The organism is Brachybacterium tyrofermentans, from assembly GCF_014897585.1.
Taxonomy (GTDB): domain Bacteria; phylum Actinomycetota; class Actinomycetes; order Actinomycetales; family Dermabacteraceae; genus Brachybacterium; species Brachybacterium tyrofermentans.
Window position 1 is genome coordinate 190732 of the sequence record NZ_JABUXW010000002.1, and the last position, 22018, is coordinate 212749.

The window sequence follows — 22018 nt, forward strand, 5'->3', positions numbered from 1 at the left end:
CCCTGCGACGCCCTCGTCGCCTTCTGCGACACCGCCTGCCTCGCCGTCCGCGCCGGTCCCTTCGTCGTCGACGGCGACTCCGACGGCGGTACCGACGGTGATGCCGCTGGGCGAGCACGAGCTGGGCGCCGCCGCCACCGGCAGCTATCACGATCCCCATTCGGTGCTCGGCGCCCACGAGTACGAGGGCGCGATCACGGTCCGCACCCTCAAGCCCTTTGCCCGGGCGGTCGAGGTGGTCCTGCCCGATGGCAGCGCGGTCGCGATGGAGCACGAGTACGACGGGATCTGGGCCGTCGCCCTCGCGGTCCCCCACCTCCCCTCCTACCGGGTGCGCGTCACCTGGGAGGAGGGTGCCGCTCCGGTGGACCTCGACGAGCCCCACCGGTTCGCGCCCACCATCGGCGAGCTCGACCTCCACCTGATCCACGAGGGCCGCCACGAGGAGCCGTGGCGGGCGCTCGGCGCCCACGTGCTCACCCTCGACGGGGTCGAGGGCACATCGTTCGCCGTGTGGGCCCCCAACGCCCGCGCGATCCAGGTGGTCGGCACCTTCAACGGGTGGGAGGGCCGTGGCCACGCCCTGCGCAGCCTGGGATCCTCCGGCGTCTGGGAGATCTTCGTCCCCGCTGTCGGGGACGGGGACACCTACAAGTTCCGGATCCTGGGGGCCGACGGCACCTGGGTCGACAAGGCCGATCCGATGGCGCGCCTGGCCGAGGTGCCGCCCGCCACCGGCTCCGTGGTCACCACGAGCACCTTCGAGTGGACCGACGAGCACTGGCTCGCCGAGCGCGCCGCCCAGGAGGCCGTCGCCTCCCGGATGTCGATCTACGAGCTCCACCTGGCCAGCTGGCGCCCCGGGCTCGGCTACACCGAGCTCGCCACCGAGCTGGTCGACTATGTGACCGAGATGGGCTTCACCCACGTGGAGTTCATGCCGGTCGCCGAGCACCCCTTCGGCGGGTCCTGGGGCTACCAGGTCACCGGGTACTACGCCCCGACCTCCCGTCTGGGCTCCCCCGACGAGCTGCGCCACCTGATCGATGCGCTGCACGCGGCGGGCATCGGCGTGATCCTGGACTGGGTCCCCGCCCACTTCCCCAAGGACGAATGGGCGCTCGCGCGCTTCGACGGCACCGCGCTGTACGAGCATGCCGATCCCCGGCGCGGCGAGCACCCGGACTGGGGCACGCTCGTGTTCGACACGGGCCGCCACGAGGTGCGCAACTTCCTGGTCGCCAACGCCTGCTACTGGCTCGAGGAGTTCCACGTCGACGGCCTGCGGGTCGACGCCGTCGCCTCGATGCTCTACCTGGACTACTCCCGTGAGGACGGCCAGTGGATCCCCAACCGCCACGGCGGCCGGGAGGACCTCGAGAACATAGCCTTCCTGCAGGAGACCACCGCGACCGCCTACAAGCGGGCGCCGGGCATCGTGATGATCGCCGAGGAGTCGACCTCGTTCCCGGGCGTCACCCGTAGCACTGACAGCGGCGGGCTCGGCTTCGGCTTCAAATGGAACATGGGCTGGATGCACGACACCCTGGAGTACCTCGGGCAGGACCCGATCAACCGCCAGTACCACCATGGCGAGCTGACCTTCTCGATGGTCTACCAGTACTCCGAGAACTTCGTGCTCCCCATCAGCCACGACGAGGTCGTCCACGGCAAAGGCTCGCTGCTGCGCAAGGCTCCGGGCGACGACTGGCAGCAGGCCGCCTCGCTGCGCACCTACCTGGCCCTGCAGTGGACCCATCCCGGCAAGCAGCTCGTGTTCATGGGCAGCGAGTTCGCGCAGGGCACCGAATGGTCCGAGCAGTCGGGCCTGCCGTGGTGGCTGCTCGAGTACCCGCTGCACCGCGGCACCCAGCAGCTGGTCAAGGACCTCAACGGCCTGCAGGCCGACTTCCCCGCGCTCTATCAGCGCGACCAGGATCCGGGCGGCTTCGAATGGCTGATCGGGGACGACGCCGACCACAACATGCTGGTGTTCCTGCGTCGCGACGAGGCCGGCGACCCGGTGGTCGTGGTGCTCAACTTCTCCCCGCAGCCGTGGCACGGCTACCGGATCCCGCTGCCCGAGGGTGGGAGCTGGCTCGAGGTGCTCAACAGCGACGCCCCGGTCTACGGGGGCAGCGGCATCGGGAACCTGGGCCGTGTGCATGCGGAGGCCCTGCCCCAGCACGGCCGGGATCACTCGGTGCGGCTGTCGGTGCCCCCGCTGGGCGCCGTCGTCCTCGTCCCGGAGCGGCTCCGCGAGGGCTGAGCAGCCGGGCCCCGTGCCGCAGTGCTGGGCTGCAGAACCGGGCTGCAGAGGCCGCTCCCGATGACCGAGCCGGCCGACCGAGCAACGACGACCTGCCGCCCCTCCGGAGAGCTCCGGAGGGGCGGCAGGTCGTGGGCTGTGCAGGCACCGCGGGCGGCCGTGCTGTCCGCGGGCGGCCGTGCGCTCAGTACAGGAAGTTCGCCAGGCGCTTGCGCGCGGCAGGCACCCGCGGATCCGCCGGGCCGGCCACCTCGAACAGCTGCAGCAGACGATCACGCAGCGCGGCCTTCGTCTCCTGGTCGGCGCCCCGGAGGTGGCCCAGCAGGCGGCTGAACGCGTCGTCGACGTGTCCGCCGAGCATGTCGAGGTCGGCGACCAGCAGCTGTGCCGCCAGGTCCGTCGGCTTCTGGGCGGCCTCCTCGCGGACCGCGTTCGCGTCGATGCCCTGGGTGCGGCGCATGAGCGACACGGTGGCCAGGCCGGCCTTCGCCTCGGCGTCGGCCGGGGTCTCGGAGAGCTGCTTCTCGTAGGCGGCCACGGCGGCGTCGAGGTCGCCCTTCTCGATCGCCTCGTAGGCCTCGGCGATCAGCGGCGGCATCGGCTCCTCCTCGGGAGCCGCCTGCTCACCCTGCCCTGCGCCGGTGGTGTCCAGGCCCTGCTGCTTCGCGAGCTCGAGCACCTGGCTGATGAGGTTGTCGACCTCCTCGTCGGGGAGCACGGACTGCACGATCGGCTGCACCTGGCCGAGGATCAGCAGGAGCAGCGTCGGCAGCTGCTCGATGCGCAGGGCTCCGGCGACGCGCTGCTGCGTGTCGGCGTCGACGACCGCGAGGCGGAGCGCCCCACCCTGGGCGTCGACGGCGCGCCGCAGGGAGCCGAGGAACTGCTCGCCCTCGGCGACCCGCGAGCTGGTAACGAGCATGAGCGTGGGGATCTGCTGCGAATCGGCGACCAGCTGCTCGAGACCCTGCTCGGTGACAGCCACCTCATGCGGGGACGGGGTGCCCCCGGCGCCGCCGGCGCTTCCCTCGGAAGCGGCAGGCTGCTTCAGCGCGGCGAGATCGATGATGCCGTACGGATCGGTCACGGGAGAACTCCTTCGACGAGGTCGGGACCCGAACAGTCTAGGGAGTGCACCGAGCCGGGGCTCTCAGAGACCGCCATCCCGGGGACGCCCTGAGAGAACATCCTCCGGAGCCGATCGACCGACGACGTCGCCCCGGCGGAGGTCACTCCCCCGTGGCTCCCAGGGTGGTCAGGGTGGCGCCGATCGGCTGCACCTGCGCCGTGGCGCCCTTCTTCGCACCCTTCGCCCCCTTGGCGGGGATGAACAGGGCGACGTGCGCCCCATAGGTTCGGACGTACTCCTTGGTGAACTCCTTGCTGCCGATCACCTTGGTGTACGCGTTGTCCTCCGCATAGCGCATGGTCGCGCCGTCCTTGATGGACACCGTGCGGGTCGAGGTCAGGGTGCCCATGACGATGGCTCCGCCGTCGTCCGTGCGCAGCCCGACGAACTCCTCGTCCGTGACCTTGTAGGTCTCCTTCACAGTCGCAGCCTCGTCCTTCTCGACGCCGGCGTTGAGCTCCTTGCGCTCGGTCTTGATCTGCTCGTGCCGCTCCAGCTTGAAGGGGTCGTCGGCGAGCAGGTCGTCCGGGTCGTCCTCGTCGCCGTTGGAGAGCACCTTGGCATACAGCGCCAGGGCCTTCGCGGGAGTCATGAGCAGGTCCTCGGAGTCCACCTCGACCTTCTCGGCACCCACCAGCTCGTTGGGCACCTGAGGCATCTCGATGCCGACGGCCTGCTGAGCCCAGCCCCAGCTGATGTAGGGCGACTGGGCGTCGGCCTGCTGCAGTGCCATGAAGTACGGGACGCCGTCCTTCTTCGAGTCCTCGACCAGGGCGATCGCGACGCGCGGGAACTCGGCGGTGACGGTGGTCATCGGGACGATCAGCGACTCACCGGGGACGCTGAGGAAGGCTGCCCACTCGTCGGCCTTCTTGATCATCGCGTAGGCCGACTTGCGGAAGGTCACGGCCGAGCCGGTGACGCGGGGCGCGAGCTTCTTGACGTCGGCCTTCTTGTCGGCGGCGAGCACCGCAGCGTTGACCTCGCTGACGTAGGTCTCGAACTGCTCGACCGTGTTCACGGGGGTCGGCTCCGCGGCGGAAGGGCCCTTGGGCGGCGCGGGCGGCGCCTCGGGCTCCGAGGCGCAGGCGGAGAGCACCCCGGCGGCGAGGAGGGATCCCGCTCCGACGAAGAGTCCACGGCGGGGAACGGGTCGGCTGGTCATCTGCGGGTCCTTCCACACAGGCGTGCTGCGGTTCTGGCGGGTCATCGACGGTCCTCGCTGTCCCGGTCGTCGACGTCTTCCGGGGTACCGCGATCCTCGCCCAGGCCCCAGGCATTGTCCTCCGGGCCCGTCGGGGAGGGACGGCCGGCGTCCGGGTCGGCGACGTCGTCGCCCTTCCCGTCGACCGGTGCGAGCACCTCGGTGTCGTCGTGGAAGAGGCGGACCGGATCGCCGGGCGCCTCGCTGTCGGACGTCACGCCATCGGTCGTCATGTCGTCGGACTCAGCATCAGCATCAGCATCAGCATCAGCATCAGCATCAGCCGGCGTACCAGCGGCTGCGCCTGCCTCGACCTCGGGGTCGACCGCGGCGCGGTCAGTCTCCGTGGCGGCGTCGGTCGCCTCGAGCTCCGCGTCCTCGTCGTCCTCTCGGCGTCGGCCGCCGATCGAGACGACGAGCAGGACCAGGCCGATCACGGCGATCGCGGCGCCGCCGGCATAGGCGAAGGGAACCCACTCGTTCTCGTTCTCGACGGGCCAGGTGATCGAGACGGAATCGGCACCGGCCTCGGTGCCGTCGGTGACGACCAGGATCGCCCGGTACGCCTGCTGGTTGTCCCCGTGCTCCTCCGCGGCGAAGTCGGCGATCTCGACCGTGTACGGCGAGGGCTTCGTCTCGACCGTGCGCCACAGGTCCGATCCGGTGGGATCGCTCAGCTCGGTGGCGCCCTCCGGGTTGACCGCCTCCGTGCTCAGCGTGCTCCAGTCGCTGGCCCCGGTGATCCGCGTGTAGGCGGTGTCGGCGAGGTAGGCCTCGATGTCGCTGTTGTCCGCGGTGATGAGGGAGACGTCCGAGGAGCCCTCGATCGTCACCTCGCCCTTCTGGCCCCCGACGTACAGGACGCCCGGATCGATGACCACGGCGGGGCCGGGGCTGCTGAGCTCCACGGTCGCGGTGGTCTCGGTCGGTGGGGCCCAGGTGGTCTCACCGAGGCGTCCCAGCACCAGTCCGATCACTCCGATCAGGATCAGGAGGACGGCGAGGAGGCGTTGCACGATAAGTGCTCCTTCAGAGCGGCCCCGACGGGCCAAGGTGGCAGATTCATCCACGATAGGGCGGTGCCGTGCGCGGCAACAGTCCCCCGTGACTATGTGCACCTCGGTAAAGATCCCCTCATGAGCGCCCCATGGGCCTCTCATCAGGCGCGCAATGAGCCTCCGGCGTCGGATCCTCCGGATCGGTGACGTACCCTGGCGGAGTGCGTCTCGTTGTTGCCCGTTGCTCCGTCGACTACACCGGTCGACTCACCGCCCACCTCCCGCTGGCCCCACGCCTTCTCATCGTGAAGGCCGACGGCAGCGTGCTGATCCATTCCGACGGGGGCAGCTATAAACCCCTGAACTGGATGAGCCCGCCCTGCACCCTGGCGACCACGCGTCGCGAGGACGCGGACGCCGTCGACGACCCCGAGGGCGAGTGGATCGAGCAGTGGGACGTCACCCATACCAAGACCGGTGACCGGCTGCGGGTGCGGCTGCACGAGATCTTCGAGGACTCCGCCCATGAGCTGGGTGTCGATCCCGGCCTGCAGAAGGACGGCGTCGAAGCGCATCTCCAGGCGCTGCTGGCGCAGAACATCGAGACCCTGGGCGACGGCTGGTCGCTCGTGCGCCGGGAGTACGGCACCGCCATCGGGCCGGTCGACATCCTCGCCCGTGACGCGGACGGCGGATCGGTGGCCATCGAGATCAAGCGCCGCGGCGAGATCGACGGCGTCGAACAGCTGACCCGGTATCTCGAGCTGCTCAACCGCGACCCCCTCCTGGCCCCCGTGCGCGGCATCTTCGCCGCCCAGGCCATCAAGCCCCAGGCCCGCGTCCTCGCCGGTGATCGCGGGATCGACTGCGTGACGCTGGACTACGACGCCCTGCGCGGGATCGACGACGTCGACTCCCGGCTGTTCTGATCTCCCCACCCGCCCCGCTCACCCCACCGCACCAGGAGCTGCCTTGAGCACCGCTGCCAGCACGGACCACTCCCCCGCGGCGGTCTCCGCCGATCTCGCTCTGCGCGGCACGGCGCTGCTCGAGCAGGGGCTCGTGCCTGACGCCCTGGTGCTCGTCTCCGGGCAGGACATCATCTGGTCCGGTCCCTCCGCGCACGCTCCCGAGCACACCGCCGTGAAGACCCTCCAGCACGAGGGGCTCATCCTTCCCGGACTGGTCGACCTGCACTGCCATGGCGGCGGCGGCGTCTCCTTCCCCGACTCCACCTCCGCCGAGGAGATGCTCACCGCGGTGCGTGAGCACCGCCGGCACGGAACCACCTCTCTGGTCGCCTCCCTGGTCACGGCGGACGCGGCCACCCTGCGCGACCGGGTCGGGCAGCTCGCGCAGCTCACGGCCGACGGAGAGATCGCCGGCATCCACCTCGAGGGCCCGTTCCTCTCCGTGGCCCGTCGGGGCGCCCAGAACCCCGAGCACATCACCGCCGGCGATGCGGATCTGGTGCGGGAGCTCGCCCAGATCGCCGGTGGAGCACTCGCCACCATGACCGTCGCCCCGGAGGCGGAGGGTGCAGACGCGGTGATCGAAGCCCTCGCCGAGGTCGGCGCCATCCCCTCCCTCGGACACACCGACGGCTCCAGCACCCAGATGACCAGCGCCGTCGCGCTGGCCGGTGACCAGCTGCGCCGGGAGCACGGGCGCTCCGCCCGTCCTACGGCCACCCATCTGTTCAACGGGATGCGGCCGATCCACCATCGTGATCCCGGCCCCGCGCTCGCAGCGCTGGACGCCGCAGCCCGCGCGGATCTCGTCGTCGAGGTCATCGCCGATGGTGTGCACCTCGATGCACGCACCGTCGCCCATGTCTTCGCCCTCGCCGCCGATGACTGCGTGGCGCTGGTGACCGACGCGATGGCCGCGGCCGGGATGCCGGATGGCCAGTACAGCCTCGGCTCGCTCGACGTCACCGTCGATGCCGGGGTCGCGACCCTCACCGGCGGCACCGCGATCGCCGGAGGGACTGCGCATCTGCTCGACGTGGTGCGGTTCGCCGTCCTCGAGGCCGGCGTCGACCTGGTGCGCGCCGTCCGTGCGGCGTCCGTGGTCCCGGCCACGGTGCTGGGTCAGCAGGATCGCCTCGGATCTCTCGCACCGGGACGCCGGGCCGACATCGTGCTCACGGACACCGACCTCCGGCCCGTCTCCGTGCTGCGGGGCGGCCAGCGGGTCGGCGCCTAGCTGGACGAGGGCCAAGTGGTCCAGGGGTGGCAGGTCCGGGGCCGACAGGTCCAGAGCTGCCTAGCGGGCTGGCGGATCGAGAGCCGACAGCCGTCAGCCGTCAGCCGTCAGCCGTCAGCCCGACGATCAACGGTTCGTACGGCACCGTGGCCGCGGTCAGTCAGTCCGCGTCGCCCATCACGAGGCCGGTCGGAGCTGCCTCGATCCAGGAGTTCAGCGCAGCCCCGGAGGCGAGATCCACGATCGCGACGATCGTGCGCCCGCCGCGCAGCGTGAACTCCACCAGGAAGCTGTCCTCCTCGCCCGCGATGCGGGAGGGCAGGCGGCGCCGGGACACGTCGAGCAGCTCGAGGCGTCGGATGACCACCTCGGGACGGACCCGCAGCGAGAAGGCCCGATGCCATCGCAGACGATCGGTGCCGAAGCGCATCAACCCGTGCTGCCAGCTCGACCTGGTCACCAGGCCGCGCCGTTGCAGGGAGCACTCGAAGGCGCCGCGCTGACGGCTCAGGGCGATCTGCCGACCCACCAGATACACCGCCATCACGACGAAGAGCATCCCGACCCCCAGGAGGAGGATCGGGATGCTCAGATCGATCATGAACTGTTCAGGCGCCGCTCAGTGATCCGACTCGAGCAGCTCGGCGTCGTCGACACCGATGGTGACACGGTCGGAGTCCACGGAGACGAAGCCGCCATGGACGGTGCGCTCGGCGACCGAACCGTCCGCGTCGATGATGCGCACCTGACCGTCGCCGAGAACGGCGAGCGTGGGCTGCATCTGCGGCAGGATGCCCATGGAACCGTCGGCAGCAGGCACGACCACCTGGGCGGCCTGACCGGACCACACGGTGCGACCGCTGGTGACGAAGGTGACCTCGAGAGCACTCACGCTCCGAGCTCCTTCTGGATGCGGTGGTGGTTCTCCATGACCTTGTCGATCCCGCCGACGTTGAAGAACGCCTGCTCGGTGATGTGGTCGAACTCGCCGTCGCAGATGCCCTTGAAGCCCTCGATCGTGTCGCGCAGCGAGACGTCCGAGCCGTCCACGCCGGTGAACTGCTTGGCGAGGTGGGTGTTCTGCGAGAGGAACTGCTGGATGCGGCGCGCACGCGACACCGTGACCTTGTCCTCCTCGGAGAGCTCGTCGACGCCGAGCATCGCGATGATGTCCTGCAGCTCCTTGTTGCGCTGCAGCACCATCTTCACGCGCACCGCGGTGTCGTAGTGGTCCTGGCCCACGTACTGCGGGTCGAGGATCCGCGAGGTGGAGGTCAGGGGGTCGATCGCCGGGTACAGACCGCGCGAGGCGATCTCGCGGGAGAGCTCCGTGGTGGCGTCGAGGTGGGCGAAGGTGGTCGCCGGGGCCGGGTCGGTGTAGTCATCGGCCGGCACGTAGATCGCCTGCATCGAGGTGATCGAGTGTCCGCGGGTCGAGGTGATGCGCTCCTGGAGCACACCCATCTCGTCCGCGAGGTTGGGCTGGTAGCCCACGGCCGACGGCATGCGGCCCAGCAGGGTCGACACCTCGGAGCCCGCCTGGGTGAAGCGGAAGATGTTGTCGATGAACAGCAGCACGTCCTGGGACTGCACATCGCGGAAGTACTCCGCCATGGTCAGGGCCGAGAGGGCCACGCGCAGACGCGTGCCCGGCGGCTCATCCATCTGGCCGAAGACCAAGGCGGTCTTCTCGATGACGCCCGACTCGGTCATCTCCTCGATGAGGTCCCAGCCCTCACGGGTGCGCTCACCGACACCGGCGAACACAGAGACGCCGTCGTGGTTGTTCGCCACGCGGTAGATCATCTCCTGGATGAGGACCGTCTTGCCGACGCCGGCGCCGCCGAACAGGCCGATCTTGCCGCCCTGCACGTACGGGGTCAGGAGGTCGATCGACTTGATGCCGGTCTCGAACATCTGGGTCTTGGACTCCAGCTGGTCGAAGTTCGGCGCCTGGCGGTGGATGGGCCAGCGCTCGGACACCTGGAGGGTCTCGCCCTCGGGGAGGTTCAGCGCATTGCCGACCACGTCGAAGACGGTGCCGAGGGTCGCGTCGCCGACGGGCACCGAGATCGGGGCGCCGGTGTCGGTGACGTCCTGGCCGCGGACGAGACCGTCGGTGGGCTTCAGCGCGATGGCGCGGACCATGCCGTCACCGAGGTGCTGGGCGGTCTCCAGGGTGAGGAGCGTCGAGGCGAGGCCTGCGCCGCTCACCTCGACCTGCGCGGTGAGCGCGTTGTACATGGCGGGGATGTTCCCGGGCGGGAACTCGATGTCGACGACGGCGCCGGTGACACGCGCGATACGACCGGTCGCGGTGGCGGGGGCGGGAGCTGTGGTGGTCATGTGGCTTCTCTCCAAGGGGTCGGGCCGGCGCTCGGGAGCGCTGGGCAGAGGTCTCAGCGTTCGGTGCGCCCGGATCCGGAGAGGGCGTCGGCGCCGCCGACGATCTCCGTGATCTCCTGCGTGATCTCCGCCTGGCGAGCGGTGTTCGCCAGTCGGGTGAACTTGTCGATCTGGGTCTGTGCGTTGTCCGTCGCGGTCTGCATCGCTCGCTGCCGGGAGGCGTGCTCCGAGGCGATGGACTGCATCAGGGTGTTCACGATGCGCGACTCGACGTATCGCGGGATGAGCTCGCCCATGACGGATTCGGCGTCAGGGGTGAACTCGTAGAGCGGGAACGTCGGCTTCTCGCCGCCGTCCTCGGCCTCCACGATGCCCATCGGCACCAGCCGGGAGACGCGTGCGAACTGCTGGAACCTGCTCTTGAAGCGGGTTCCGACCAGGTACAGCTCATCGACGTGGACCGCGGGGTCCTCGCTGAGCAGCACCTCGGTGAGGGTCTCGGCGATCTCGTGGCCGAGGAGCGCGAGCTCCTCCTCCTTGTACGGAGTCCACGTCTTGACCGACGGACGGTTGCGGAACCGGTAGTACGAGTCGCCCTTGCGGCCGACGATGTACATGTCCACGGTCTTGCCCTCGTCGCGCAGCGAGTTGCCGAGCTCCTCCGCCTCACGGATCGCGTTGGGCGAGTACGAGCCCGCCATGCCGCGATCAGAGGTGATCAGCAGGATCGCGACACGGCCGGTCTGCGCGCGGTCCTGCTCCAGGAAGGGATGCGCGAAGTCGGTGGAGTGCATCGCCACCGCTCCGATGGCCTGCGAGATGGCATCGGCGTACGGCGTCGTGGCGAGCACACGGGCATGCGCCTTGGCGATGCGCGTGGCGGCGATCATCTCCTGGGCCTTGAAGATCTTCTTCATGCCCTGAGCGGATTTGATCCGCTTCTTGTACTCCCTCTGCTGTGCTCCCATGTCTCTCCTCGTGCGTGGCGTGAAGCCGGCGTCCGCCGTGCCCGCCCTCCCGGGCGGGCACGGATGAATCGGATCAGCCGCGGACGATGTTCTCCTGCTCGATGTCCTCGTCGTCGAGGCGCTCGCTGACGTCGTTGACGCCTGCGCTCTTGCCCTTGCCCGCGAGGAAGTCCTTCTTGACCTCGTCGAGGATGCTGGACAGCTCCTCCTCGGTCGCGGACTCGAACTTGTTGGTGCTGCGGATCGCGTCGAGCACGCCGCCGTTGTGGCGCAGGTGCTCCAGCAGATGCGACTCGAAGTCGCGGACGTCCTCGAGATCGATGTCGTCGAACTTGCCCTTGGTGCCGGCCCAGATCGAGACGACCTCCTCCTCCATGGGGAAGGGCGAGCTCTGGTTCTGCTTGAGCAGCTCCATGAGGCGGGCACCGCGGTTCAGCTGCTGCTTGGACGCGGCATCCAGGTCCGAGGCGAACATCGCGAAGGCCTCGAGGTCGCGGTACTGCGCGAGCGAGATCTTCAGCGTGCCCGAGACGGCCTTCATGGCCTTGGTCTGGGCGGAGCCGCCGACGCGGGAGACCGAGATGCCGACGTCGACCGCCGGGCGCTGGTTCGCATTGAACAGGTCCGACTGCAGGAAGCACTGGCCGTCGGTGATCGAGATGACGTTGGTCGGGATGTAGGCCGAGACGTCGTTGGCCTTGGTCTCGATGATCGGCAGACCGGTCATCGAGCCGCCGCCCAGCTCGTCGGACAGCTTCGCGCAACGCTCGAGCAGACGAGAGTGCAGGTAGAAGACGTCGCCCGGGTAGGCCTCGCGGCCCGGCGGACGCCGCAGCAGCAGCGACACGGCGCGGTACGCCTCGGCCTGCTTGGAGAGGTCGTCGAAGACGATGAGGACGTGCTTGCCCTCGTACATCCAGTGCTGACCGATCGCGGAGCCCGCGTAGGGCGCGATGTACTTGAAGCCAGCCGGGTCGGAGGCCGGGGCCGCGACGATCGTCGTGTACTCCAGGGCTCCGGCCTGCTCGAGCGTCGAGCGCACCGAGGCGATGGTCGAACCCTTCTGGCCGACGGCGACGTAGATGCAGCGGACCTGCTTCTCCGGGTCGCCGCTCTCCCAGTTCGCCTTCTGGTTCAGGATCGTGTCCAGCGCGATCGCGGTCTTGCCGGTCTGGCGGTCACCGATGATCAGCTGACGCTGACCGCGGCCGATCGGGGTCATGGCGTCGATGGCCTTGATCCCGGTCGCCAGGGGCTCCTTGACGCTCTTGCGCTGCATGACGCCGGGAGCCTGGAGCTCCAGGGCGCGGCGGCCGACGGTGTCGATCGTGCCGAGGCCGTCGATCGGCGCGCCGGTGGGGTCGACCACGCGGCCGAGGTAGCCGTCGCCGACGGGCACGGAGAGGACCTCGCCGGTGCGACGGACCTCCTGGCCCTCTGCGATGCCGGAGAACTCGCCGAGGACGACGACGCCGATCTCGCTGAGCTCGAGGTTCAGCGCGAGGCCGAGCTCCCCGTTCTCGAAGCGGACCAGCTCGTTGGCCATGACGTTGGGCAGGCCCTCGACGCGGGCGATGCCGTCGGCCGACTCGGTGACCCGGCCGATCTCCTCGCGGTCGGTGGAACCTGCCTGGTAGGTGGACACGGCGGTGTCCAGTGCTTGCCGGATGTCCTCCGGGCGGATCGTGAGCTCAGCCATCGCGGTGCTTCGCTTCCTCTCGTGGTCCCGTCGCTGCGGGGGTGATGTGTGGTGCTGGGGCAGGTGCCGCGGCCGGAGCCGTCAGGACACCAGGTGTTCGCGGGCCTGGGCGAGGCGCGCGAGGACGGTTGCGTCGTAGAGGTCGTCTCCGACATGGATCCGCAGACCGCCCACGACGTCCTGTGAGACTTCGAGGTTCATCTGCACCTCACGGCCGTAGATGCCGGCCAGGACCGCGGCGAGACGAGACTGCTGCGCCTCGTCGAGCGGACGAGAGGTCTCGACCACGGCGAGGAGGCGGCGACGACGGTCCGAGGCGAACTCCGCGATCTCGCGCACACGGCGCGAGGGCTTCAGCTCGGTGCGCCGGGACACGGCGCGGACCGCGAGGGCCCCCGTGAGCCGGTGGACACGTCCCTCGAGCAGCGTTCGGACGACCCGCCCGCGGGCCGCAGGATCCCCTCGGGTGTCGTCGAAGCTCGAGGACAGCTCGGCGCTGTCGTCGATCAGTCGCGAGACCTGGAAGAGCTCCTCCTCGACCTGGCCGAGGACGCTCTCGCGCTCGGACTGCTCCAGCAGGGCGGTCACCCCCAGCCGCTCCAGGGCGTCGAGGATGTCCTCCTGCTCGGACCAGCGCCGACGCACGACCTCGAGGGTGAGGCCGAGGGCGGCGTCGCTGACCTTGCCGGTCAGCAGCGCACGGACGGCCGACTCCTTCACCTCGGCGTCGCGACCGGAGTCGCTGAGCAGACGCACGAGCTGATTGCTGGAGTCGATCGCATCGGCGATCGCGAACAGTTCGTCCGCGGTGCTGTCCAGGGAGAGCCCGTCCGTCGCGAAGACGGACTGGGCCTGCTGGACGACCTCGGCGAACGAGGTGGAGGAAGTTCCTCGCATCACTGGTCCTTATCGGGTGGCGGACTGGCTCGACTCGAGGTCGTCCAGGAACCGGTCGATCACGCGGCGGGATCGCTCATCATCGGTGAGGGACTCCCCGACGATCTTGGAAGCCAGGTCGCTCGCGAGCGATCCGACTTCGCTGTGAAGCTGCGTGGAGGCCGTCTGGCGCTCCGCGGACAGCTGCTGACGGCCGGAGGCGAGCACCCGGTCGGACTCGGCCTCGGCGCGAGCCTTGGCCTCCTCGACGATGCGTGCGCCGTCCTGGCGTGCCTTCTCGCGGATGCCTGCGGCTTCCTGGCGAGCGGCGGCGAGCTCCTGCTCCTGGGTGGCCTTGAGATCATCAGCCTGCTGCTGGACCTCTTCGGCCTTCTTCAGCCCGCCCTCGATCTTCTCCGAACGCTCATCGAGCACTGCGGTGAGTCGCGGCAGGACGAACTTCATGAAGACGACGGCGAAGATCACGACGAAGATCAACGTCCAGATGATCTCCGAGGTCTCCGGCAGCAGCAGCTTGTAGCCGGGAACTTCTGCTTCAGCGTTGAGCATCAGGGGTGCCTCAGGCCGTTCCGCCGAAGATGAGGCCGGTGACGATGGCCAGCAGCGTCAGGATCTCGGTGAAGGCGATACCGATGAACATGGTGGTCTGCAGCTGGCCGCGCAGCTCGGGCTGGCGCGCGGTGGCCTCAGCGGTCTTGCCGACAATGATGCCGATGCCGATACCGGGGCCGATAGCGGCGAGGCCGTAGCCGATCGACGCGACGTTGCCGTTGATTTCGGAGAGGATCATCGGGTCCACGGGGATTCCTTTCGTTGTGCCGCCCGGGCGGGCGGCAGACAGGGGTCTTGCGGGGAGGTGCGGGAACGGAGGCGAGCGCTCAGTGCTCGTCCGAGGAAGCCATCTGGATGTACACCGCGGCCAGCATCGTGAAGATGAAGGCCTGCAGCGCGGCGACGAAGATCTCGAAGCCGTAGATGCCGATCGCGAGGGCTCCGGCGAACGGGGAGGCCACGATGAGCCAGGTGCCCGAGAGCAGCAGCCCCTGGGTCAGCCCGATGAAGACGACCAGCATGATGTGGCCGGCGACCATGTTCGCGAGGAGTCGGATCGTGAGCGAGGCCCAGCGGATCAGGATGACCTGCAGGAACTCGATCGGGATCAGCAGGATGTAGATCGGCTTCGGCACACCGGGAGGCATGGTCTCGTGCTTGAGGTAGCCGCCCAGCCCGTGCTTCTTGATCCCGGCGACCACGTAGGTCACGAAGGTCCACAGCGCCAGCAGCAGCGGGAAGCCGATCACGGAGGTGCCCGCGAGGTTCATGCCCGGGACCACCCCGGCGAGGTTCATCGCGAGGATGAGGAAGAAGAGGGTGATCAGGAAGGGGGCGAAGCGTCGACCTTCCCGGATCCCCAGGGTGTTCTGGATGATCGTGCCGTGCACGAACTCGATCAGCATCTCGACGATGCTCTGCGCGCGGCCGGGGACCAGCTTGGCCCGGGAGGCGATCACACACATCACGATGAGGACGACCGCGATCACGATCAGGCGCACGAGCTGCACCCGGTTGAACTCGAACGGGGTCCCGGCGAAAAGGATCGGCGGCGGGAAGAATTCCGCCAGGCTCGGGATGTGGAAGAGCGAATCGCCCTCTGCGTACAGCGTGGGGCTGAGGTCTGCGGTGTTCAGCTCGATCTCCCGTGGTCGTGTGGCCGGACGCAGCTGCGTCGGCCGTGGCCGTCATGTTGATCGAGTCCATCCCGTAGCGGCCACCATGCGTACGACGATGGACGACGCTAGGCGTTCCGGGTGGTCGATCAGTGGTCGAACTCGCTGCGGTATTGCACCGTGATCAGCAGTCGAGCACCTTGGAAATCATAACAGAGAGTCAGGATCCGGACTGGTCATCAGGGGGGTCTGCGACCTGCTCCACATCGAGGGGCTGACGGGACCGTGCCAGCAGCGTGACCTCCACCGCCACGGCCGAGACCGCGCCCACCAGCAGTGCGAGTCCGATCCACCGGGTGGAGACGCCACCCATGTCCCGCACCACGATCAGGACGAGGATCACAACAAGCATCTTGACCGCCCAGCTGCCGAGCACGGTGGCCGCCATGGTCACCGGCGTCAGCCTCGGACCGGCGAAGGTGATCGCGAGCGTCGGCAGCACCACCACGAGCGTGAGGCCCGTGCCGATGAGCGCACCGACGAGTGCCGGCTGGTCCGAGCTCATGGCGGCGATCACGATGACCACGACGTCGAGCACCATGCCGACCACGAGCGCCAGGATCAGGGCCCGCTGCATGGCGCGGTCGCCCACGGCGCGGCGACGCGGCGTCCTCCCGGTGGGGGTGGCGGAGCTGTCAGGACGAGGGGACATCGGATTCCTTCCGGCGGCGCCCGGGGCGCCATCTGAGCGGGTCGAAGGTCAGCAGGAGCGCGAACAGGAGCCCGCACGCCCAGAAGATCAGGACCGCCTGGGTGGACAGCACGATCGGCAGGAGCAGTCCGACCGACACCACCACCGTCCACGTGTACATGATCAGGACGGCGGTGCGCTTGGAGTGCCCCAGGCGCAGCAGCCGGTGATGCAGATGGGCCTTGTCGGCATGGAACGGGGACTTCCCCGAGCCGATCCGCCGCACGACTGCCAGTGCGAAGTCGAGGAACGGGATGACCATCACGCCGATCGGCAGGAGGATCGGCAGGAACTGCCCGAAGAAGTCCGCCCCCGACAGTCGTGCGGGATCGACCTGGCCGGTCACCGCGATGGTGCTCGCGGCCAGGAGGAGGCCCAGCAGCATCGACCCGGAGTCCCCCATGAAGATCCGGGCACGGGTCATGTTGTGGGGCAGGAAGCCCAGACAGGCGCCGATCATCACCGCCGTGAGCAGAGCGGCGAGCGAGGAGTAGTCCGTGGTGGAGGCGTTGCGGGTGAGCGTGTACGCATACACGAAGAACGCGGAGCCCCCGATGGCCATCACCCCGGCGGCGAGTCCGTCGAGGCCGTCGACGAAGTTCACCGCGTTCATGCAGACCACGACCACGAGCACGGTGAGGATCAGCGCCGAGCGCTCCGACAGGATGGTCACACCGCCGATCGGCAGGGACACCAGGCTGACGCCCTGCCAGGCCAGGAGCATCGCGGCGAGGATCTGCCCCGCCAGCTTCGTCATCCAGTCGAGGTCCCACTTGTCATCCGCGGCGCCGAGCAGGCAGACGAGACCGGCGGCGGCGAGGATGGCCCAGGGCTGGCGGGTGTCCTCGAACAGGCCCTCGAGGAAGGGGATGTTGCTGGCCACCACCATCGCGGCCGCCACTCCGGCGAGCATCGCGAGGCCGCCCAGACGAGGGGTGACGGCATCGTGCACGTCCCGCTCCCGCACCGCGGTCATCGCCCCGGCTCGGCGGGCCAGGAGCCTCACGGCCGGGGTGACGAGGTACGTCACCGCAGCGGAGATCAGCAGGACGAAGAGATAGATCCTCACCCCGCAGCGTGTCCCTCGCCGCGCCCGCCCTCGGTCGTCGAGGCGTCCGCCACGGTCGGCGTCGCACCGTCGGCACCGAGATCGCCGGCAACGGGATCACCAGCTGCGAGATCATCGGCAGCGGGATCGCCAGCAGCGAGATCGTCGGCAGCGAGGTCTGCAGGGACAGCGGGGACGGCGGCCTCAGCGGGGGTCGTCGCGGACCGGCCCAGGTCGGGCTCGGACGGGAGGTCGAGCGCCGGGGCGCCCGCGGCGGCGCCAGTGGTCTCGGCCGGGGTCGCCCGACTGCTCTCGGCAGGACTGTCGCCTGCGGAGTCGCCCTGCGGGGCACCACCGTCGGGAGCGGTGTCGTCGGAAGCGGTGCCGTCGGCGGCAGAGTGGTCGGCAGCGGAGAGGTCCGCCGCAGAACCATCAGCGAGAGCGCCGTCAGCGGACGCGCCCTCCGCGAGCGAACCGTCGTCGGCTGCCTCGGGCGAGCCCTCCACGTCGGCGTCGTCCTCGGAGACCTCCGGAACGGGGGCGGCGAAGATGTCGCCGACGGCCGCGATGATCTGTTCCTTGGTGAGGCTACCTTCGCGGACGATCTCCGCGGGCTCCACGGTGGCGTCGAGGATGGTCGAGCTGGTGCCGATCCTGGCAGTTCCTCCGTCGAGGTACTCCTCGACGCTGTCCCCGAGCTGCGTCGCGGCATCGAGCACGGTGAGCGCGGCGGGCTTCCCGCTGCGGTTCGCGCTGGAGACGGCGAGCGGACCGGTGCGGCGCAGCAGCGCCAGCGCGATCTCGTCGTCCGGCATGCGCAGGGCGACGGTCCCACGGGTCTCCCCCAGGTCCCAGGTCAGCGAGGGCTGGGCGGTGAGGATGATGGTCAGCGGGCCGGGCCAGAACTCCTCCGCGAGCTGTTCGACGTAATCGGGCACATCGGTGGCCAGGGCCAGCAGCACGGCGTGATCGCCCACGAGGACCGGCGGCGGCACGTCGCGACCTCGGCCCTTGGCATCGAGCAGGGCGTTGACGGCGTCCGGGGTGAAGGCGTCGGCGCCGATGCCGTAGACGGTATCCGTCGGCAGCACGATCAGCTTGCCGTCACGGACGGCATCGGTCGCAGCCGTCAGCGCGGCGTCGCGGGATTCTGGGTTCTGGGTGTCATGCACGCTCACGAGGTCAGTGTCTCACTTCCGGGGTCGGGGTCTTCGTCGGCACGGCGGGCGACCAGGAAGCGGTCTCGGCCGGTGAGGTCACGGGCGGTGCGCAGGGAATCGAAGCCGCCGTGCTGTGCGGCGGCTCGCCGTGCCGCCTCACCCTGGACGTCCGCATGCTCCATGACCAGCACTCCCCCAGGTCGCAGCAGTCGGGCGGCCCAGGCGATCACGGCGCGCGGCACCTCCAGACCGTCCGGGCCGCCGCCGAAGAGGGCACGATGCGGATCGTGGTCGAGCACCTCGGCATCGCGGGGCACGGCCTCGGGCGGGATGTACGGCGGGTTGGAGACGACGGCGTCCACGTGCCCCTCCCCGCACAGCTCGGCGAGGACCGCCGCGGAGGGGCTCGAGGGGTCCTGCAGGGCCGCGGTCAGATCGGCGGACAGCACGCGGCCGCGGCCGGGGCCGGCCATCTCGAGGTTCTCCCGTGCGAGCTCGATCGCCGCCGGGTCGACCTCGACCGCGGTGACGCGGGAGTCAGGCATCTCGTCGAGGACCGCCGCGGCCAGCGCCCCGCTGCCGGTGCACAGGTCCACCACGGTGCCCAGCGGGCCGACGGCCTCCTCGCGCAGCAGATCGACGGCGAGCTCGGTCTCCGGTCGCGGGATGAACACCCCGGGGCGCACGGCGAGCATCAGCCGACGGAACGGGGCACGGCCCAGGATGAGCTGGAGCGGCTCGCGCTGCTCGCGGCGAGCGGTGGCCGCCTCGAGATCCGCAGCGAAGGTCTCCGGCAGCTCGTCGAGCAGCACGAGGGGTCGATCGGTGCGCGCGGCCGCGGCGATCAGAGCACGCGCATCGACGCTGGGCGAGGGCACTCCGGCGGCCCCGAGGCGCTCCGTGGTCTCGGCGAGGGCGGTGCGCAGACGGCCCCGCGCCGCAGCGCCGGACAGCGCCGGAGCCGCGGGGGCCGCTGAGGACTCGGAGGACTCGGAGGACTCGGAGGGAACAATCGGATCAATGGCCGCGGGATCGATGCTCATCGGGCGTCCTCGGCTGCGGTGCGCTGGGCGTCCTCGAGGCGGGTGGCGCGCGCGGCGTCCCGGGAGGAGGCGATCAGATCGTCGAGGTCGCCGGAGAGCACGCTGGCGAGGTTCCCCGCCTTGTAGCCGGTGCGGTGATCGGCGACCCGTGACTCGGGGAAGTTGTAGGTGCGGATGCGTTCGCTGCGATCGACGGTGCGCACCTGGGAGCGGCGAGCCGCGGAGGACTGCGCCTCCTGCTCCGCCCGGCGCGCATCCAGCAGGCGGGTGCGGAGGATGCGCATCGCCTGCTCACGGTTCTGCAGCTGGCTCTTCTGGTCCTGACAGGAGGCCACGAGCCCCGTGGGGAGATGGGTGATGCGCACGGCGGAATCGGTCGTGTTCACGCTCTGCCCACCAGGTCCGCTCGAGCGGTACACGTCGATGCGCAGGTTCGATGCCGCCATCGCCTCGGCGAGCACCTCGCCCTCGTCGGCCTCATCAGCCTCGGGCAGCACCAGCACGCCCACCGCGGAGGTGTGGATGCGCCCCGCGGACTCGGTGACGGGCACGCGCTGCACCCGGTGCACGCCGGCCTCATGCTTGAGGTGGGCATAGACGCCGTCGGCCGGGGTGGTGCCGGCGCGCGCGGTGATCGCCGTCGTGACGTCCTTGAACCCGCCGAGCTCGGACTCCGCGGAGGTGAGGACCTCGACGCGCCAGCCCTTGTGCTCCGCGTAGGAGCGGTACATGCGCAGCATCTCGGCCGCGAACAGGGCGGACTCCTCGCCACCGGCGCCGGCCTTGATCTCGAGGAGGACATCCCGCGCGTCATCGGGATCCCGGGGGGCGAGGAGATCCTCGAGGTGCTCGCGCTCGCTCTCGAGGCGGATCGTGAGCTGCTCGGCCTCGGCCGTCAGCTCGTCGTCTCCCTCTCCCAGCTCGATCAGCTCACGGGCGGTCTCGAGATCCGCGGTCGTCGACTCGATGTCGGCGGCGGCGGCCAGCACCGTGTCGACCTCCGCGTACCGACGACCGACCCGTCGTGCGCGGGCGGGGTCGTCATGGAGAGCGGGATCGGCCATCGACTCCTGCAGCCGGGCGTGCTCGCTGCGCAACGGCTCCAGACGGGCATCACGATCTCCACCAGCATCACGGCCATCACGGCCACCGTGACAGTCAGTGGTGTCGTCGTCCTTCATCTACCATCACGCCCTCACATGCGACGACGCCGGTGCACGCCCTGGGGCGCGCACCGGCGTCGGAGACTCGGTGTCAGGCCTTCTTGCCGTAGCGGGCCTGGAAGCGGGCCACGCGGCCGCCGGTGTCCAGGATCTTCTGCTTGCCGGTGTAGAAGGGGTGGCACGCGGAGCAGACCTCGGTGCTGATCGCACCATCGGTCTTGGTGCTGCGCGTGGTGAACGAGTTACCGCAGGTGCACTTGACCTGGGTCTCGACGTACGTGGGGTGAATATCAGCCTTCATGTCTCTCCTTCTCGGGGTCGCTGGGTCGGCGCCCGGCCGGGCGCCGTGAACCAGAACCGACGTCACAGTCTGCCACGGCACACGGCCCCGGAGCGAGGAATCGGGATGCGGCGTGCGCAACATCGCGAATCCAGGTGGTGGACGGCCGCGGGACGGGCACGACATCTCAGGTCGAGGCGCGGACCTCCAGGTGATAGGGCACCGTTCGATGTGCATCTGGCCCCTTCAGCGGAACGGTCCCCTCGAGCATCCCTGCCACCAGCTCGACGGTCTCCCGCGCCACCGCCTCGATGTCGATGCTCAACGAAGTGAGCTCGGGAGTCACCAGCGATCCGATCTCAAGTCCGTCGATGCCTACGAGGCGAACCTGGCCGGGAACCTCGATCTCCATCGAGCGCAGTGCGCGCAGCAGGCGCACCGCGAGCTCGTCGTTGAAGGCGATGAGGGCGTCGGCCCCGGTCGCCAGCGCCACCTCGAGGGCCTCACGGTGACCGGTGCGGGCGTCGACCTCATGAATCAGCACCTCGCCGTCATCCGTCAGCTCGCGGAGTGCAGCAGCGAGAGTGAGAGCCCGGCCGCCTATCGGGCCGCCGGTCAGGTCAAGCACCAGCGGGCGCCGCACGCCCACATCCTGCAGGTGCCCCACGAGCTCGGGCATCGCCTCTGCGAACAGCTGCTCGACCACGCCTCCGGCGTCGAGATGCTTCCGGCCGCCGTCCAGCTGCACCACGGGCATGCCCGCGCCGCCGCGGATGTCGCCGGTCCCCACGCCGTAGCCGACGATCGCGTCGACCCGGCGCGCCAGGTCAGCGGCGACGCCCTCCGGATCAACAGCGTTCTCCGCCTCGACCAAGACCACGTTCCACCCGTACGGAGCGCAGGCACGCACCACTGCCGTACCCAGCTCCCCGTAATACGCGTTGGTCAGGTCCATCACCACCAGGCCGAGGGTGATGGGACCCTGCTCGACCAGGCCCCGCCCGAAGCGGGAGGGGCGGTAGCTGAGCTCGCGTGCGGCGTCGAGCACTCGTTCACGAGTGGCGACGCTGATGCCGGGCATGTCGTTCATCGCCCGCGAGACCGTCTGCCGGGAGACCCCGGCGCGCGCCGCGACGTCGATGATCGTCGCACGGTGCGTGCCGGGGGTGCTGGCCTGCTGCGTCATGC

Annotated in this window: 22 protein-coding genes; 3 read left to right on the forward strand and 19 right to left on the reverse strand. The window is 69.6% G+C overall.

Features of this window, described 5'->3' with window-relative positions; all coding sequences use genetic code 11:
* Window positions 1-100 precede the first annotated feature (100 nt).
* Window positions 101-2269, forward strand: coding sequence for a 1,4-alpha-glucan branching protein GlgB (gene glgB, locus INT49_RS02100; RefSeq protein WP_193116061.1), 2169 nt, complete (start codon window positions 101-103; stop codon window positions 2267-2269).
* Window positions 2270-2453: 184 nt separating this feature from the next.
* On the opposite strand, the gene INT49_RS02105 is transcribed toward glgB, so the two are convergent.
* The 3 genes from INT49_RS02105 to INT49_RS02115 form a co-directional block, all read right to left on the reverse strand.
* The gene (locus tag INT49_RS02105) at window positions 2454-3356 is read right to left on the reverse strand and encodes a co-chaperone YbbN (RefSeq protein ID WP_193116062.1); all 903 of its coding nucleotides are present in this window, start codon (window positions 3354-3356) and stop codon (window positions 2454-2456) included.
* A 142-nt stretch (window positions 3357-3498) separates the two neighbouring features.
* On the reverse strand, window positions 3499-4608 hold the full coding sequence (locus INT49_RS02110) for a hypothetical protein (protein WP_193116063.1): 1110 nt from the start codon (window positions 4606-4608) through the stop codon (window positions 3499-3501).
* A complete protein-coding gene (locus INT49_RS02115; RefSeq protein ID WP_193116064.1) occupies window positions 4605-5618 on the reverse strand; it encodes a hypothetical protein in 1014 nt (337 codons plus the stop codon). Before INT49_RS02115 ends, INT49_RS02110 begins: the two co-directional genes overlap by 4 nt.
* A 203-nt stretch (window positions 5619-5821) precedes the next feature.
* On the opposite strand from INT49_RS02115, the gene nucS reads away from it, so the two are divergent.
* On the forward strand, window positions 5822-6529 hold the full coding sequence (gene nucS / locus INT49_RS02120) for an endonuclease NucS (RefSeq protein ID WP_193116065.1): 708 nt from the start codon (window positions 5822-5824) through the stop codon (window positions 6527-6529).
* A 43-nt stretch (window positions 6530-6572) separates the two neighbouring features.
* On the forward strand, window positions 6573-7808 hold the full coding sequence (locus INT49_RS02125; RefSeq protein ID WP_193116066.1) for an N-acetylglucosamine-6-phosphate deacetylase: 1236 nt from the start codon (window positions 6573-6575) through the stop codon (window positions 7806-7808).
* A gap of 160 nt (window positions 7809-7968) precedes the next feature.
* Here INT49_RS02125 and INT49_RS02130 read toward each other — a convergent pair whose 3' ends face one another.
* The 16 genes from INT49_RS02130 to INT49_RS02205 form a co-directional block, all read right to left on the reverse strand.
* The gene (locus tag INT49_RS02130; protein WP_193116067.1) at window positions 7969-8409 is read right to left on the reverse strand and encodes a DUF2550 family protein; all 441 of its coding nucleotides are present in this window, start codon (window positions 8407-8409) and stop codon (window positions 7969-7971) included.
* Between the two features lie 18 nt (window positions 8410-8427).
* The gene (locus tag INT49_RS02135) at window positions 8428-8700 is read right to left on the reverse strand and encodes a F0F1 ATP synthase subunit epsilon (protein WP_193116068.1); all 273 of its coding nucleotides are present in this window, start codon (window positions 8698-8700) and stop codon (window positions 8428-8430) included.
* Window positions 8697-10154, reverse strand: coding sequence for a F0F1 ATP synthase subunit beta (gene atpD, locus INT49_RS02140; protein WP_193116069.1), 1458 nt, complete (start codon window positions 10152-10154; stop codon window positions 8697-8699). Before atpD ends, INT49_RS02135 begins: the two co-directional genes overlap by 4 nt.
* A 53-nt stretch (window positions 10155-10207) precedes the next feature.
* Window positions 10208-11122, reverse strand: coding sequence for a F0F1 ATP synthase subunit gamma (locus INT49_RS02145; RefSeq protein WP_193116070.1), 915 nt, complete (start codon window positions 11120-11122; stop codon window positions 10208-10210).
* 73 nt (window positions 11123-11195) lie between these two features.
* Window positions 11196-12821 (reverse strand): F0F1 ATP synthase subunit alpha, encoded by a 1626-nt coding sequence (atpA, locus tag INT49_RS02150; protein ID WP_193116071.1) that lies wholly within the window; start codon window positions 12819-12821, stop codon window positions 11196-11198.
* 81 nt (window positions 12822-12902) lie between these two features.
* Window positions 12903-13718 carry a F0F1 ATP synthase subunit delta gene (locus INT49_RS02155; protein WP_193116072.1) on the reverse strand — a complete coding sequence of 272 codons (816 nt, stop codon included), beginning with the start codon at window positions 13716-13718 and terminating at the stop codon, window positions 12903-12905.
* Window positions 13719-13727: 9 nt separating this feature from the next.
* A complete protein-coding gene (locus tag INT49_RS02160) occupies window positions 13728-14267 on the reverse strand; it encodes a F0F1 ATP synthase subunit B (RefSeq protein WP_193116073.1) in 540 nt (179 codons plus the stop codon).
* A 10-nt stretch (window positions 14268-14277) separates the two neighbouring features.
* Complete coding sequence (atpE, locus tag INT49_RS02165; protein ID WP_319021471.1) at window positions 14278-14517, reverse strand: ATP synthase F0 subunit C; 240 nt, start codon at window positions 14515-14517, stop codon at window positions 14278-14280.
* A 79-nt stretch (window positions 14518-14596) separates the two neighbouring features.
* A complete protein-coding gene (gene atpB, locus INT49_RS02170; RefSeq protein WP_319021478.1) occupies window positions 14597-15439 on the reverse strand; it encodes a F0F1 ATP synthase subunit A in 843 nt (280 codons plus the stop codon).
* A gap of 166 nt (window positions 15440-15605) precedes the next feature.
* Window positions 15606-16097, reverse strand: a complete 492-nt coding sequence (locus INT49_RS02175; protein WP_193116074.1) for a hypothetical protein — start codon at window positions 16095-16097, stop codon at window positions 15606-15608.
* On the reverse strand, window positions 16081-17205 hold the full coding sequence (locus INT49_RS02180) for a glycosyltransferase family 4 protein (RefSeq protein ID WP_193116075.1): 1125 nt from the start codon (window positions 17203-17205) through the stop codon (window positions 16081-16083). The genes INT49_RS02175 and INT49_RS02180 overlap by 17 nt, the downstream gene beginning before the upstream one ends.
* On the reverse strand, window positions 17202-18362 hold the full coding sequence (locus tag INT49_RS02185) for an L-threonylcarbamoyladenylate synthase (RefSeq protein ID WP_193116076.1): 1161 nt from the start codon (window positions 18360-18362) through the stop codon (window positions 17202-17204). Before INT49_RS02185 ends, INT49_RS02180 begins: the two co-directional genes overlap by 4 nt.
* Window positions 18359-19387: a peptide chain release factor N(5)-glutamine methyltransferase gene (gene prmC / locus INT49_RS02190; RefSeq protein ID WP_193116077.1), complete on the reverse strand. Its 1029-nt coding sequence runs from the start codon at window positions 19385-19387 to the stop codon at window positions 18359-18361. The genes INT49_RS02185 and prmC overlap by 4 nt, the downstream gene beginning before the upstream one ends.
* Window positions 19384-20568, reverse strand: a complete 1185-nt coding sequence (gene prfA, locus INT49_RS02195) for a peptide chain release factor 1 (protein ID WP_193116078.1) — start codon at window positions 20566-20568, stop codon at window positions 19384-19386. The genes prmC and prfA overlap by 4 nt, the downstream gene beginning before the upstream one ends.
* 73 nt (window positions 20569-20641) lie before the next feature.
* Window positions 20642-20851, reverse strand: a complete 210-nt coding sequence (gene rpmE / locus INT49_RS02200; RefSeq protein WP_193116079.1) for a 50S ribosomal protein L31 — start codon at window positions 20849-20851, stop codon at window positions 20642-20644.
* Window positions 20852-21017: 166 nt separating this feature from the next.
* Complete coding sequence (locus tag INT49_RS02205) at window positions 21018-22016, reverse strand: LacI family DNA-binding transcriptional regulator (protein WP_193116080.1); 999 nt, start codon at window positions 22014-22016, stop codon at window positions 21018-21020.
* Window positions 22017-22018: the final 2 nt, after the last annotated feature.

Coding starts and splice junctions, on each gene's coding strand:
- glgB (WP_193116061.1), top strand. CDS start 101: ATGCCGCTGGGCGAGCACGAGCTGGGCGCCGCCGCCACCGGCAGCTAT.
- INT49_RS02110 (WP_193116063.1), bottom strand. CDS start 4,608: ATGACCCGCCAGAACCGCAGCACGCCTGTGTGGAAGGACCCGCAGATG.
- INT49_RS02130 (WP_193116067.1), bottom strand. CDS start 8,409: ATGATCGATCTGAGCATCCCGATCCTCCTCCTGGGGGTCGGGATGCTC.
- atpD (WP_193116069.1), bottom strand. CDS start 10,154: ATGACCACCACAGCTCCCGCCCCCGCCACCGCGACCGGTCGTATCGCG.
- INT49_RS02145 (WP_193116070.1), bottom strand. CDS start 11,122: ATGGGAGCACAGCAGAGGGAGTACAAGAAGCGGATCAAATCCGCTCAG.
- atpA (WP_193116071.1), bottom strand. CDS start 12,821: ATGGCTGAGCTCACGATCCGCCCGGAGGACATCCGGCAAGCACTGGAC.
- INT49_RS02155 (WP_193116072.1), bottom strand. CDS start 13,718: ATGCGAGGAACTTCCTCCACCTCGTTCGCCGAGGTCGTCCAGCAGGCC.
- INT49_RS02160 (WP_193116073.1), bottom strand. CDS start 14,267: ATGCTCAACGCTGAAGCAGAAGTTCCCGGCTACAAGCTGCTGCTGCCG.
- INT49_RS02175 (WP_193116074.1), bottom strand. CDS start 16,097: ATGTCCCCTCGTCCTGACAGCTCCGCCACCCCCACCGGGAGGACGCCG.
- prmC (WP_193116077.1), bottom strand. CDS start 19,387: ATGAGCATCGATCCCGCGGCCATTGATCCGATTGTTCCCTCCGAGTCC.
- prfA (WP_193116078.1), bottom strand. CDS start 20,568: ATGAAGGACGACGACACCACTGACTGTCACGGTGGCCGTGATGGCCGT.
- rpmE (WP_193116079.1), bottom strand. CDS start 20,851: ATGAAGGCTGATATTCACCCCACGTACGTCGAGACCCAGGTCAAGTGC.
- INT49_RS02205 (WP_193116080.1), bottom strand. CDS start 22,016: ATGACGCAGCAGGCCAGCACCCCCGGCACGCACCGTGCGACGATCATC.